12 protein-coding genes are annotated in these 12,682 nt (G+C 67.8%); 7 read left to right on the top strand and 5 right to left on the bottom strand.

Going from position 1 to position 12,682, the window contains the following annotated elements; all coding sequences use genetic code 11:
* Positions 1-16 precede the first annotated feature (16 nt).
* Positions 17-697 (bottom strand): TetR family transcriptional regulator, encoded by a 681-nt coding sequence (locus AB0M22_RS24990; RefSeq protein ID WP_364731281.1) that lies wholly within the window; start codon positions 695-697, stop codon positions 17-19.
* Between the two features lie 91 nt (positions 698-788).
* Between AB0M22_RS24990 and AB0M22_RS24985 the strand changes: the two genes are divergently transcribed.
* From AB0M22_RS24985 to AB0M22_RS24960, 6 genes are all read left to right on the top strand, one after another.
* Positions 789-2,288 carry an MFS transporter gene (locus AB0M22_RS24985; RefSeq protein ID WP_364731278.1) on the top strand — a complete coding sequence of 500 codons (1,500 nt, stop codon included), beginning with the start codon at positions 789-791 and terminating at the stop codon, positions 2,286-2,288.
* Between the two features lie 52 nt (positions 2,289-2,340).
* The gene (locus AB0M22_RS24980) at positions 2,341-2,847 is read left to right on the top strand and encodes a hypothetical protein (protein WP_364731275.1); all 507 of its coding nucleotides are present in this window, start codon (positions 2,341-2,343) and stop codon (positions 2,845-2,847) included.
* 268 nt (positions 2,848-3,115) lie between these two features.
* The gene (locus AB0M22_RS24975; protein ID WP_364731272.1) at positions 3,116-4,009 is read left to right on the top strand and encodes an SDR family NAD(P)-dependent oxidoreductase; all 894 of its coding nucleotides are present in this window, start codon (positions 3,116-3,118) and stop codon (positions 4,007-4,009) included.
* Between the two features lie 610 nt (positions 4,010-4,619).
* Complete coding sequence (locus AB0M22_RS24970; protein ID WP_364731981.1) at positions 4,620-5,252, top strand: urease accessory UreF family protein; 633 nt, start codon at positions 4,620-4,622, stop codon at positions 5,250-5,252.
* A 26-nt stretch (positions 5,253-5,278) separates the two neighbouring features.
* Positions 5,279-5,995 carry an urease accessory protein UreG gene (gene ureG / locus AB0M22_RS24965; RefSeq protein ID WP_364731269.1) on the top strand — a complete coding sequence of 239 codons (717 nt, stop codon included), beginning with the start codon at positions 5,279-5,281 and terminating at the stop codon, positions 5,993-5,995.
* Positions 5,985-6,641 (top strand): urease accessory protein UreD, encoded by a 657-nt coding sequence (locus AB0M22_RS24960; protein WP_364731266.1) that lies wholly within the window; start codon positions 5,985-5,987, stop codon positions 6,639-6,641. Before ureG ends, AB0M22_RS24960 begins: the two co-directional genes overlap by 11 nt.
* 434 nt (positions 6,642-7,075) lie before the next feature.
* Here AB0M22_RS24960 and AB0M22_RS24955 read toward each other — a convergent pair whose 3' ends face one another.
* The 3 genes from AB0M22_RS24955 to AB0M22_RS24945 form a co-directional block, all read right to left on the bottom strand.
* Positions 7,076-7,342: a hypothetical protein gene (locus AB0M22_RS24955; RefSeq protein WP_364731263.1), complete on the bottom strand. Its 267-nt coding sequence runs from the start codon at positions 7,340-7,342 to the stop codon at positions 7,076-7,078.
* Between the two features lie 209 nt (positions 7,343-7,551).
* Positions 7,552-8,271 carry a hypothetical protein gene (locus tag AB0M22_RS24950; RefSeq protein ID WP_364731260.1) on the bottom strand — a complete coding sequence of 240 codons (720 nt, stop codon included), beginning with the start codon at positions 8,269-8,271 and terminating at the stop codon, positions 7,552-7,554.
* A gap of 296 nt (positions 8,272-8,567) precedes the next feature.
* On the bottom strand, positions 8,568-10,061 hold the full coding sequence (locus tag AB0M22_RS24945) for an NAD(P)/FAD-dependent oxidoreductase (protein ID WP_364731257.1): 1,494 nt from the start codon (positions 10,059-10,061) through the stop codon (positions 8,568-8,570).
* Positions 10,062-10,284: 223 nt separating this feature from the next.
* Between AB0M22_RS24945 and AB0M22_RS24940 the strand changes: the two genes are divergently transcribed.
* Complete coding sequence (locus tag AB0M22_RS24940; RefSeq protein WP_364731254.1) at positions 10,285-11,796, top strand: cytochrome P450; 1,512 nt, start codon at positions 10,285-10,287, stop codon at positions 11,794-11,796.
* 21 nt (positions 11,797-11,817) lie between these two features.
* Here AB0M22_RS24940 and AB0M22_RS24935 read toward each other — a convergent pair whose 3' ends face one another.
* Positions 11,818-12,663: a tat pathway signal sequence gene (locus tag AB0M22_RS24935; protein WP_364731251.1), complete on the bottom strand. Its 846-nt coding sequence runs from the start codon at positions 12,661-12,663 to the stop codon at positions 11,818-11,820.
* Positions 12,664-12,682: the final 19 nt, after the last annotated feature.

Below are 12,682 nucleotides of genomic sequence, written 5' to 3'. Positions count from 1 at the left end.
CAACATGAAGTTAGGTTCAGGTCAAGTCGGCCCGCAGTCGCGCCTTGGCCTCGAAGCCGTCACACAGCGCGGCTAGGCCGGCATGGAGCAGATCTTCTTGGGATAGGTCGTTGATCCCGCTGCCCTCGAGGTCCGCGAGCGCGGCGGGCACCGGAAACTGTGATCTTCCTTTCAGCATCGTGCGCAGCCCGTTGTCGCCTTCCGGGTTCATTCCCTTGCGTGCCATCAGCGCGGCGCTGATGTGCGGCAGGGTCGCGCCGGAGATGTGGTTCCACACGGTGAACGCCATGGTCGTCGCCTCCCGGGTGGAGACGTTCAGCTCGGAAAAGCCCTCGACCATCCAGGCCAGGCAGGCCAGACTCATCGGGCCGAAGCTGTAGCGCGGCGTGGCGAAGGTGAGCAGGACCCATGGATGTTGCTGGTAGAGCGCCCAATCGATCTCGGCGGCGATGCGCACCCGATCGCGCCAGGTCCACTGCTGTCCCTCCGCGGACGGGTAAGGATTGCGCCGGGCTACCTCGTCGGTCATCTCGGCGAGCAGTTCGTCCTTGTTCGCTACGTGCCGGTACAGGGACATGGCGCCGACGCCCATCTTGTCGGCGATCCGGCGCATGGACAACGCGTCGAGACCCTCTTCGTCGGCAAGCGTTATCGCGGTGTCGATGATGGCGGCTCGGTTGAGCTTGAGCTCAGACATCCCATGACTCACTTTCACTTCCGGGGGAGCTTGCGTACACTGTACTCCAGTTGTGCGTACGGCGTACGCGAGATGGAGAGGATTCCCAAGGATGACAGACGTTGAGGCAGTGCGGGCCGCGCAGGCGGCGCCCACTGTCGGCTCGCGCCGTGCCTGGCTCGGCCTCGCGGTGTTGCTGCTGCCGGTGCTGCTGGTGTCGATGGACATCTCGGTGCTGTTCCTGGCCATGCCGACCCTCACCGTCGACCTCGACCCGTCGGCCGCCCAGCAGCTGTGGATCCTGGACATCTACGGCTTCCTGATCGCGGGCCTGCTGATCACCATGGGCAACCTCGGTGACCGGATCGGCCGGCGCAACATCCTGCTCGTCGGTGCCGCCATCTTCGGCATCGCCTCCGTCCTGGCCGCGTTCGCGCCGAGCGCCGCGGTGCTCATCATCGCGCGGGCCATGATGGGCGTCGGCGGCGCGACCCTGCTGCCGTCCAGCCTCGCGCTGATCTCCACCCTGTTCCCCGACGCGCGCAAGCGGGCCGCCGCCATCGGCATCTGGACCGCGTTCTTCGCCGGCGGTTCGGCGGTCGGGCCGATCATCGGCGGCGTGCTGCTGCACCAGTTCTGGTGGGGCTCGGTCTTTCTCATCAATATCCCGGTGTTGCTGATCCTGCTCGCAATCGGGCCGTTCGTGCTGCCCGAGCATCGTGCCGGGGTGCGCGGACCGCTGGACCTGCCGAGCGTCGCGCTGTCCATCGGCGGCATCCTGCCGCTGGTGTACGGCATCAAGCATGCCGCGGCCGACGGGGTCGACGCGGAGGCACTCATCATCTCGCTGATCGGCGTGGTGATCCTGACCGTCTTCGTGCGCAGGCAGCGCAAGCTCGACGAACCGCTGCTCGACCTGCGACTGTTCTCTCGCGCCGGGTTCTCGGTCGCGATCGGATCCAGCCTGGTCGGCATGATGTCGCTGGCCGCGATGAGCTACCTCACCAGCATCTACCTGCAATCGGTCACCGGGCGCGACCCGCTCGCGGCGGCCCTGTTCGGTATCCCGATGGCGGTGGCCGTGTTCGTCTGCTCGATGAGTGGTGCGCGGGTCGGTCGCCGGTTCGGCACTCGCAACACCTTCGTGTTCGCGCTGACCGCTTCCGCGGTGGGCAATCTCATGCTGCTCGGCGTCGGCGTGCACGGCGGACTGTGGTGGTACCTGGTCGGATCCACCATCGCCGGCATCGGTTACGGCCTTGCCTTCACGCTGGTTTCGGACGTCGCGGTGTCCTCCGTCCCCGCCGAACGCGCCGGCTCGGCCGTCGGCATCTCGGAGACCAGCTTCGAACTCGGCAACGCCCTCGGCCTGGCCCTGCTGGGATCCCTTGCCGCACTGATCTTCCGCTCCGGCGGCGACTACGCCGCGACACTGGGGGAGACCATCCAAGAGGCAGGCGACAACACCGCCCTGATCGAGTCCGCCCGCGAATCCTTCGTCTCCGGCATGCATATCGCCACCGCGGTCGGCGCGACGATTCTGATCGCCATGGCAATGATCGCGCGTTTCGCCTCACCCGCCCGAGTCGAAACGAGCACCGTCAGCCACTAGCCCCGGAGCGCCTCCCACGCGAGAAGTGTTGTCCGCGATATAATTAACTGTCATGTTTGCGCATGACCCGGCCATCGCCGACAACACTTCCTCGCACGACACCGCCACGGTGCAGGACTTCATCCGTCGCTACGACGACACCATCGCCGCGGCGGACTTCGATACTCTGCCAAGCTTTTTCGACGACCAGATCCTGGTGATCACGCCGACGTCAAGTCGCTGTGTGACCCGTGCAGAGTTCGTCGCCGCAGCCGAAGCGCGCGCCGCCCAGATGGTTTCGCCCGTCCGCACCGAATCGCCCGAGCAGCCGAGTGCCGAACCCGCTGCCCGTGGTTCGGATTCGTCGCCCCGCGCCGAGCTGATCGAACAGGCGACCACCCCGCTCGGTGGACATTGCTGGCTCACCTCGGCGCACTGGCGACTGACACTCGGGGATCGGCCGCTCGAGCTCTACAGCGACTTCGTGGTCCGCCGCACAGACGATGACCTGCGCATCGCGGCCTACCTCCCTCGGCAAGATCTGCCGCAACTCTTGAACGAGGCCGCCGGGCAGGTCTGATCGTGCGCCGGCGACGAGATGCACTGTCTTGCCACGACCACGGCGCCCAACGATCCCAGGTCAAAATGCCATCGACGCCCGGCAACCCGCCACATGTCACCGAGCGGGACATGCAAGCGTGCCTGCCCGCGTGTCGCCGCGGCCATGTCTCGCTCGAACCCGGGCTGACTGTCCAGTGGGACTTCGCTGAGCGAGCGTGTGTGTTTCGGCGCAGTGGTGTCCCGCTCGACGACTGGACAATTGACGTGCTGCTAATAGAGTCGGGAGGGTGAACGAGACTTCGGCGCAGAGCAATGGTCGCCCGATCGCCGAGCGCGTGGCCGCGCGACTGCTGTATCCGACCTCGCGGCCGCGGGACAGCAAGTTGCAAGCGGCGGTGGACGGCAAGATCGTGTTGATCACCGGCGCGTCGCACGGCATCGGGAAGGCCAGCGCGCGCAAGCTCGGCGCGGCCGGCGGCGTCGTGCTGCTCGTCGCGCGTTCCGCCGACGATCTGCACCAGGTCGCCGCCGAGATCAAGGCCGACGGCGGTACCGCGCACGTCTATCCAACCGACCTCACCGACATGGACGCCGTCGAGAAACTGGGTCGTCACCTGCTCGACGAGCACGGCCACATCGATGTGGTGATCAACAACGCGGGCAAGTCGATTCGCCGCCCGATCAGCAAGTCCTACGACCGCTTCCACGACTTCACCCGCACCATCGACATCAACTACCTCGGCCCGGTGCGCCTGCTGCTCACGCTGCTACCGGACATGCGCGAACGCAAACAAGGCCACATCGTCAACATCTCCACCTGGGCCATCCTCGTGCCGCCGGCACCGCAGTGGGCCGCCTACGGAGCGTCGAAGTCCGCCTTCGACGTCTGGCTGCGCAGCGTCGCCGCCGAAGCCGCCGGCGACGGCGTCACCTCTACCTCCATCTACATGCCGCTGGTGCACACCCGAATGAGCGCCCCCACCGACTTCAGCCGAGTCCCCGGCCTGACCGTCGACGAAGCCTCCGACCTCGTCTGCCACGCCGTAACCGCCAAGCCCCGCGAAATCGCCCCCTGGTGGTCCGCCCCCGTCCAAGCCTGGACCAACCTCACCCGCAACCAGGTCCAACGCTTCTTCGAACGCATGCCCCGCCGCATGCCCGGCAGCTCCCGCCGCCCCTAGCTCCCTCCGAGCCACCGGAGCTGGACCAGCCGGGTCGCCAGCGGATCCAGGACCAGCTTCGTCGAGCGTCCCGTTGCAGACGCCAGTCGCGCACGGCTGACCCGCGCCGCCCTCGGTGCCCGGGAGCTGATGGCCGACTAATTCCCGCTAGGCCATCGGTACCGGCCCGCCCGGATCGCCAGCGGATCCTGGCTTCGCCGCACATCCCGTTGCCGAAGCCGTTCCCCGATGGCTGTCCCGCGTCTCCGCCTGTGATGCCGGGAAGTTCACGCCGGACTCAGCTCCATCGAGTCGAGTCATATGGTCGCTAGATGATCTTCAACGGCAGCCATATGACTCGACTCGATTCCGGTAGCGACCATTTGGCGCGTCCACTCGATGCGATCACAGTCGTGCCCCGTTGGACGGCAAAGGGTTCGGTGGAGTTCGCCGAGCGGGACATCATGGCGTGTCTACTCGATGTTCTTCGCCACCATGTCCCGTTCGGGCCTGGAGATGGGGACTAGTCGACGTCGGATTCCGGGGGGAAGGGGGTGAGGGGGAACGCCCACCAGGACACGCCGACGCAACACGCCGGGCATAGGATCCCCGGGTGGGTGAAATCGGGTCGGTGAGTTTGGCGACGCTGCTGGCGTTGGCGGATTCGCGATTGCCGATCGGTGGGCACGTGCATTCGGGTGGGGTCGAGGAGGCGGTCGCGTCTGGGGTGGTGCGGGATGTCGCGACGGTCGAGTTGTATCTGCGGCGCCGGATCAGTACTTCGGGACTTGTGGCGGCCTCGTTGGCCGCCGCGGTTTGTGCCGGTGCACTCGAACCAGCGCGCGCGGAGGCCGAGGCCGACGCGCGGACACCATCACCTGCCGCACGCACCGCCTCGCGCGCACAGGGCCGCGGTCTGTTGCGACTGGCCAAACAGCTGTGGCCGCAAGAAGATTGGTCCGCGGTCGGTCCGCGCCCACACCTGTCGACGGTGTTCGGCCTGGTCGGCGCGGCCTGCGCGGTCACCCCTAAGGAGATCGCAGGCGTGGTCGTCTACACGACGCTGACCGGCGCCGCCACCGCCGCCCAGCGCCTGCTCGCGCTGGACCCCGCGGCCATCGCCGGCTGCACGGTCCGCCTCGCCGCCCTCTGCGACCGCACCGCAGCCACCGCCGCCGAGGGGCCGGCCGCCCTCTCCGACCCGCTGCAAGACGCGCTCGCCGAACGCCACCTGCACCGTGACATGCCCCTGTTCGCCAGCTGAGTTCCCGATAGAAGGAGATCGCCACCATGCCACCGCACCTGATCGACGGTGAACCGCACGACCACACCCACGATCGCCCGAAACGCGACCGCACCCCCGGTGAGGCGCTGCGCATCGGCATCGGCGGCCCGGTCGGCTCCGGCAAGACCGCGCTGGTGGCGGCGCTGTGCCGGCAGCTGCGCGAGGAACTGTCCCTCGCCGTGCTGACCAACGACATCTACACCACCGAGGACGCCGACTTCCTGCGCAGGCACGCGGTGCTGCCGGACGAGCGGATCACCGCGGTGCAGACCGGCGGCTGCCCGCACACCGCCATCCGCGACGACATCACCGCGAACCTGGACGCCATCGACGACCTGATCGCGGCGAACCCGCCGCTGGATCTGATCTTGGTCGAATCGGGCGGCGACAACCTCACCGCGACGTTCTCCTCCGGCCTCATCGACGTGCAGATCTTCGTCGTCGACGTGGCCGGCGGCGACAAGGTACCGCGCAAAGGCGGTCCGGGCGTGACGTTTTCGGACCTGCTCGTGGTCAACAAGACCGACCTGGCCCCGCTGGTCGGCGCGGACCTCGGCGTGATGGAACGCGACGCGGCGAAGGTGCGCGAGGGCCGCCCGACCGCGCTGATTTCACTCACCGACGACCCGGCCGCCACCCCGGTCCTCGCCTGGGTACGTGAGCAGTTGCGCGTCATAGCAGAGCAGGACCGCGCCGGCACCGAATCCGCTGTTGCGCACTGAGGTTCGGATCGTCGCGAGCGCCACGGCGCTGCCCGAGATCCACGCGAGCGGCGGGCTGTCGGCCCGCCGCACCGCGCCGCACACCGTGCACCTGATCGGCACCGCCGCGACCCCGCTCGGCGGGGACGAACTCGACATCACCATCGTGGTCGGCCCGGGCGCGCGCCTCGCCGTGCGCTCGGTCGCGGCCACCATCGCCCTGCCGAGCGCCGCGACGCCATCGTCGCTGGCGCACTGGCGTTTTCAGGTCGACACCGGGGGAGACCTCGACTTCGACCCCGAGCCGACGATCGTCGCGGGCGGCGCACACCACCACACCATCACGTCGGTCCGGCTCGCCCCCGACGCCCGGCTGCGCCTGCGCGAACGCGTCCAGATCGGACGTTCCGGCGAAGACACCGGCAGCTGGCGCGGCGACCTGATCGCCGATCTCGGCGAAACCCCTTTGCTACGACACCGTTTGGAGTTGGGCGCAGGCACCGCCGTCGATGACCCACTCGCCGCGCCACGAGCATTGGAAAGCGAACTCCGCTACCCCGACGACCGCCCGGCCGAAACCACGGGCCTCACCGAATCCCGCCTCCCACTCGCCGCCGGTGGCACCCTCCTCACCCGAACAAGCTCAGTCCTCGTCGCCACGCGCTGATCGGCCGCGATGCGCTGGTGGGCCGGCCGAAACCACGGGCCTCACCGAAACCCGCCTCCCACTGGCCGCCGGCGGCACTTTGCTCACTCGAACAAGCTCAGTCCTCGTCGCTACGCGCTGATCGGCCGCTACGCGCTGATCGGCCGCCACGCGCTGATCGGCCGCGATGCGCTGGTGAGCCGCGATGCGTTGGTGGGATGCCGTGCGTTGATCGGTCGCTACGCGTTGATCGGTCGCCCTCCCGTCCAGCCCCGTCCTTCGATGGTTGCCGCTGGCCAGCGTGTCGCCCAGATGCGTTGCCGCAGTAGCCCAACTACCGACGCCGCACACCTTTTGACAAACGCGCGGGTGTCAGTGCGGCGAGTCGGTGTGCGGGAAATCAAATGGTGTGCGGCGGTTCATCCGGCTGGCGCACCCAGCGCACCCGGACGAACTCAGTCCGCGTCCCGCGCCGATCGCCGAGGCAGCTCCGGCTCCCCGGCCGCCTCCCACGACTGCGAGGTCCCCGCACCACCGAAGTCCTGCTGAAAAACCGTCCCCGGCGGAACCCCACCGCGCCCCGCCGTGGCGAACGGGTCGTTGTACTCACCACCATGCCGCCCGTAGCGACGGATCCGCACATACCGCGCGACCAGCAATCCGAACGCCGCGAAGAACGGCGCGAGGGACAGCACCACAACCACCCAGCCACCGGCATCCATCGCATCCCCTCTCGACAATTGCTGCCGTGTTGCGCTGATCTTGACCCTACGACGACTCGCCGAAAGCGACTCGCCGAATCAGAAACGCGCGTGGGTGTCCGCCGTCACCTCGAGGTGTATCCCGCCCAGAAGCGGAGAAACGAGAAAGGGTGGGAACTCGACAGTGTCGTCGAGCTCCCACCCTGTTCGGTTCTAACCGCACCCAGTGATCAGTCGCCGACGACTCGCGAGGGCGCGTTGAACGCGTTGACCGCGCCGACGGCCGCACCGGCCGCGGCACCCACGGCAGCCGCGGGAACGGTGATCACGGCCGCGCCGACGGACGCACCGAGCATCGGCCCGGCCACGATGCCGACCGGCACGAACGGCAGCCCGACGACCAGGCCGATCGCCCCGCCGACCAGCGCGGAGGTCGCCGCGATCGGCGCACCCGAGGCGGCACCGGCCACGGCGCCCATGGCGGCCGTGCCGACGATCTGCCCGGCCATCCGGTCGGACCGGCTGCGTTCCATGCCGACCGAGTCGAAGAAGGTGGCCAGGTTGGCCTCGACCATGGCCGAGTTGTCGTTGATCTGGATGGCCTGCTCGGAGTCGATGAAGTCCGGCGCATCGATCTGCACGTCACCGAAGCGGAACTTGCCCGGCGGCGGCGCGATCGGCGGCACGGGAGCCACCGGGACGGGCGCGTGCAGCACGCCGACCGGCGCGAGGTACTTCTTTTCCGGCAGCGGCCGCGACCACTGCAACGAGCTCTTGGTGTTGTCCGGGATGTTCAAGCCCTCGTACGGCATCGCGTTCGGCGGCTCGGCCGCGGGCCACTGCGCCGGATGGTCGGGCTGCGCCGTCACATTGGGTTGTGCAGGCTCGGCGTTGGCGGTGCCGGTGCCGACCAGTGCGAGGACCAGCGGAACCGCACCGGCCGCGACCATCGAGCCCACCTTTTGCCGCTGCGGGTTGGGGGCTCTGTGCTTGCCTGTGCCCATAGGTAGATCGCCTTTCGTCAGGTCAGAAGAGATGTCACTTTCGACGTCCGACATTCGGATCTGCTCGGCGACTGGATGGGTACTTTTTCGGCCGACTTGCCGGCTCGGACATTGCCAGTAAATAGCTACGCATGGGTTGCGAACCCCGCCGTGAACGGCCTTTCGGACATCCCGGGCGCAACGACGAAGGCGACCTCCAGACTTCTGAAGGTCGCCTCCGAGGTGATCAGAGAGAAGGGCGCTCAGCCCACCCGGCCGTCGATCGCGGCCTTGGCCTTCTCGGCCAGCTTGCCCCTCTCCGCCGGCGGCGCACCGAGCGCGGCCGCGAGCTCGTCGGCCTCTTCCTCGTCGGAATTGACCTGCTCGAGCGCGAGCCGGGCGAACACCCACTGCTCGGTCGCGGCCATCTGCCCGCGACTACGCCCGAGGAACGTGACGAACCACTGGATGACCGTGACGATCCGGCTGCGGTAGCCGATCAGGTAGTACAGATGCAGCGCCAGCCAGGCCAGCCAGGCGATGAACCCGCTGAACTCCAGCTTGCCCACCTGGCACACGGCGTTGAACCGCGACACGGTCGCCATGCTGCCCTTGTTGAAGTACTTGAACGGCTTACGGTCTTGCGGCGCTTGACCGTTCAGCCCCGCCTTGATCGCCTTGGCCGCATAGGTGGCGCCCTGGATCGCGCCCTGCGCCTGGCCCGGCACATCCGGCACGGACATCAGGTCGCCGACGACGAAGACGTTCGGGTGCCCCTTGATGGTCAGGTCCGGTTCGACGATGACGCGTCCGGCCCGGTCCACCTCGGTGCCGTCGGAGCGCTCGGCGAGCATCTTGCCCAGCGGGCTGGCCTGCACGCCGGCCGACCAGACCTTGCAGGAGGATTCGATGCGGCGGATGGTGCCGTCGGAGTCCTTGACCGTCACGCCGAGCGCGTCGATATCGGTGACCATGGCATTGAGCTGGATCTCGACGCCCATCTTCTCCAGGCGCTTCTTGGCCTTGAGTCCGAGCTTCGGTCCCATCGGCCCGAGCACCGCGCCGGCGCCTTCGAGCAGCACCACGCGGGCGTCACGCGGATCGATGTTGTGGAACGTGCCTTCGAGCGTGCGATCGGCGAGTTCGGCGATCTGCCCGGCCAATTCGACTCCGGTGGGTCCGGCGCCGACCACCACGAAGGTGAGCAGCCGGTCCCGCATCTCCTGGCTGGTGGCCAGCTCCGCACCCTCGAACGAACCGAGAATGCGGCCGCGTAGCTCCAGCGCGTCGTCGATGGTCTTCATGCCGGGGGCGTAGGTGGCGAACTGGTTGTTGCCGAAGTACGACTGCTGCGCGCCGGTCGCCACGATCAGGCTGTCGAACGGGGTGACCGTGTTCGAGTTGAGCAGCCGCGAGGTGACCGTCTTGGCTTCGAGGTCGATGTCGATGACATCGCCGAGCAGCACCTGCGCGTTCTTCTGCTTGCGCAACACCAGCCGGGTCGCGGGCGCGATCTCGCCGACCGAGAGGATGCCGGTGGCAACCTGGTAGAGCAGCGGCTGGAACAGGTGCGACGTGGTTTTGGAGATCAACGTGACGTCCACGTCCGCGCGCTTGAGATGCTTGGTGCCGAACAGGCCGCCGAAGCCGGAGCCGATCACTACCACCTGGTGACGACGGTTCTCGACAGACTGAGTGCGCCCACCCGTCGCCCGGCCACCACCCCTCACCGAATCGCTGCGCGATGCTGTGCTCATCGTCCTGACTCCTCGACAGACCTGGGGGTTTTGTCCCCCGCGAACGGTTGCGGTCAGGTCCCCACCGTAGTCGGCTCCATCCCGACCGTCGCGACGACATCCCTGTTCCCGGTGTGTTGCGTCGCCAGGCCGGGTCGCATTTGCCCGACTTCGTTGCGGCGAACCGCCCTTGGGAAACGGCCGGAGAGAATACGATGAATACCCTCGTTCAGGGAGGTTCGCGATGGTCGCCGGGGACCGTGCAGTCGGCCGAAAGCCCAGCGTGCGCGGGAAATCCGAAGACTTACCCCGCTCCGAGAACTCCGCGCTGATCGACATCCCGCACGAGCATCTGCTCGACCGGGCACTGCACCTGATCCCGGAACGGCGGCACGTCCTCGCGACCCCGCCACCGGGCAGCGAGACCACCGCGGTGCACGGCGACGCCGGACTGCCCTACCTCGGGCGAGTGCTCCAGTACATGCGCTGGGGCCCGGCCGAGATGGTCGGCCGCTACCGCAAGTACGGACCGGTCTCGTTGAATACCTCGCTCGGCATCGACCGGGTGCTGGTCGCCGGACCCGAGGCGCTCGACGAGGTGCTCGGCCGCCGCCGTCGCGACTTCGGCCAGGGCTGGGACTACTTCATCGGCCCGTTCTTCCGCCGCGGACTGCTGCTGCTCGAATTCGAGGAGCACAAATTCCATCGCCGGATCATGCAGCAGGCCTTCACCAGACAGCGGCTGGAGGCACATCTCGCCGCGCTGACCCCGGCCGTGCGCGCGAGCATCGATCGCTGGGTTCCGCAGGGCGGCAACGCCGAACGAACGGTTCAGCTGTATCCGACGCTCAAGGAGCTGACCCTCGACATCGCGGGCGAGACGTTCATGGGCGTCGACGTCGGCGCCCAACGCCGTGAGCTGATCGACGCGTTCATCGACTGCACGCACGCGGGGCTGGCGCTCATCCGGCACTCGGTTCCCGGCGGCCATTGGCGATCGGGCCTGCGCGGCCGAAAAGTGTTGCAGGACTACTTCACCGGGATGCTGCCGGAGAAGCGGCGCACCGAATCACCGGACTTCTTCTCCGGCCTGTGCCATGCGCGCAGCGAGGACGGCGGGGTATTCGGCGACGCGGATGTGGTGAACCACATGATCTTCCTGATCATGGCCGCGCACGACACCACGACGACCACCGCCACCGCCGTCGCCTACTACCTGGGCAAGCACCCGGAGTGGCAGGAGCGGGTGCGCAAAGAGGTGTTAGCGCTCGACGGCGAAAAGGGCGGCGCGGCACCGACTATCGACGATCTGGAAGGTCTGCGCGATCTGGATCTGGTGATCAAGGAGAGCCTGCGGTTGATGCCGCCGGTGCCCGGGCTGTCGCGTCGGGCGGTGCGCGACACCGAGATCGCCGGGCACTACATTCCGGCGGGCACGGCGATCGATCTCGCCTATCAGGTCAACCATCTGCTACCTGAATTGTGGACGCGCCCAGAGCTGTTCGATCCCGAGCGGTTCAACGAGCAACGGCGCGAGGACAAGTCGCATCGCCTGGCCTGGATGCCGTTCGGCGCGGGCGCGCACAAGTGCATCGGCATGCATTTCGGCACGTTCGAGGTGAAGACGGTCATCGCCGCGCTGGTGCGTGCGTACGCGTGGCAGATTCCGGACGACTATCGAATGCCGTGGGGTTTCACGTCTATTCCGTTCCCGCGGGACGGAGCGCCGATGGTGTTGCGTCGACGCTCCGCGTAACCCGGTGTGCGCGTGGCGCGTTCAGCGCCCCGCGAACAACATCTCGGCGACCTTGGTGTCGGTGTCCGCGCCGTCGGTGAAGACGCCGCCGTCGCCGAGCGAGGTCATGATGGCCAGGGTGTAGCGCTCGCCGGGGCCGGCGAAGCCGACCGAGTTGACCACCCAGCCGCCCTGCTCCTGCGACCAGCCGTTCTTCAGGCCCGGCCGCATCGCCTGGCCCGCGCCCCACACGCCCCAGTGCTGGTTGCTGTCCACCGAGCGCATCCGGTCCAGCAGGTAGCTGCGGTCGTCGGGGTGCATGCGGCTGAGGATGTTGTCCATCAACCGGTCCAGGTCGGCGGCCGTGCACTTCTGGAACGACCAGTCCGGGAACAGCGCGGTGTTGGTCGGCTGCGGGTCCAGGGTGGCCATGCCGTTGGCGCGGAACGCGTTGTTGAACGCCATCCGGTCCAGGCCCGAGTACTTGGTCCACAGCAGGTCCGCCGCGCCGTCGTTGGACGTGGCGAGCATCGCCTCCATGGTTCCGCGATCTTCCGGCGTCAGGTTGATCGCGCCGACCCTGGCCCGGTTCAGCAGGTCCTCGGCGATGGCGAGCTTGATCGTGGACGCGGTCCAGACCTTGTTCTCCGCGTTGGCATTCGCGTACACGCCGCCGGAGACCCGGTCGCGCACAACGTAACCGGTGACGCCGGGGCGCCCGGCCAGGTACTTGTCCACCGCGGCGATCCGGCTGCTCATATCGCAGTCGAAACCGGCCAGGCACCCATTGGTATGCGCGATGGGTACCGCGGCGGCACTGGGCAGCAGGGTTGGCGCGCTGGGGATGAGGATCGCCGCAGCGGCGAGGACACAGGCGGATGCGGCCACGCGGGGAACGGAACGGGTG

Origin of the sequence: Nocardia sp. NPDC051756 (assembly GCF_040681495.1) — a bacterium.
GTDB lineage: Bacteria > Actinomycetota > Actinomycetes > Mycobacteriales > Mycobacteriaceae > Nocardia.
Note: the sequence above shows the minus strand (reverse complement) of the source record. Positions and strands in the feature narration are given on the sequence as shown.

Bases quoted from the DNA above. Each gene is read 5' to 3' on its own strand.
- AB0M22_RS24985 (WP_364731278.1), top strand. From the start codon at position 789: ATGACAGACGTTGAGGCAGTGCGGGCCGCGCAGGCGGCGCCCACTGTC.
- AB0M22_RS24940 (WP_364731254.1), top strand. From the start codon at position 10,285: ATGGTCGCCGGGGACCGTGCAGTCGGCCGAAAGCCCAGCGTGCGCGGG.
- AB0M22_RS24955 (WP_364731263.1), bottom strand. From the start codon at position 7,342: ATGGATGCCGGTGGCTGGGTGGTTGTGGTGCTGTCCCTCGCGCCGTTC.
- AB0M22_RS24980 (WP_364731275.1), top strand. From the start codon at position 2,341: ATGTTTGCGCATGACCCGGCCATCGCCGACAACACTTCCTCGCACGAC.
- AB0M22_RS24945 (WP_364731257.1), bottom strand. From the start codon at position 10,061: ATGAGCACAGCATCGCGCAGCGATTCGGTGAGGGGTGGTGGCCGGGCG.
- AB0M22_RS24990 (WP_364731281.1), bottom strand. From the start codon at position 697: ATGTCTGAGCTCAAGCTCAACCGAGCCGCCATCATCGACACCGCGATA.
- ureG (WP_364731269.1), top strand. From the start codon at position 5,279: ATGCCACCGCACCTGATCGACGGTGAACCGCACGACCACACCCACGAT.
- AB0M22_RS24950 (WP_364731260.1), bottom strand. From the start codon at position 8,271: ATGGTCGCGGCCGGTGCGGTTCCGCTGGTCCTCGCACTGGTCGGCACC.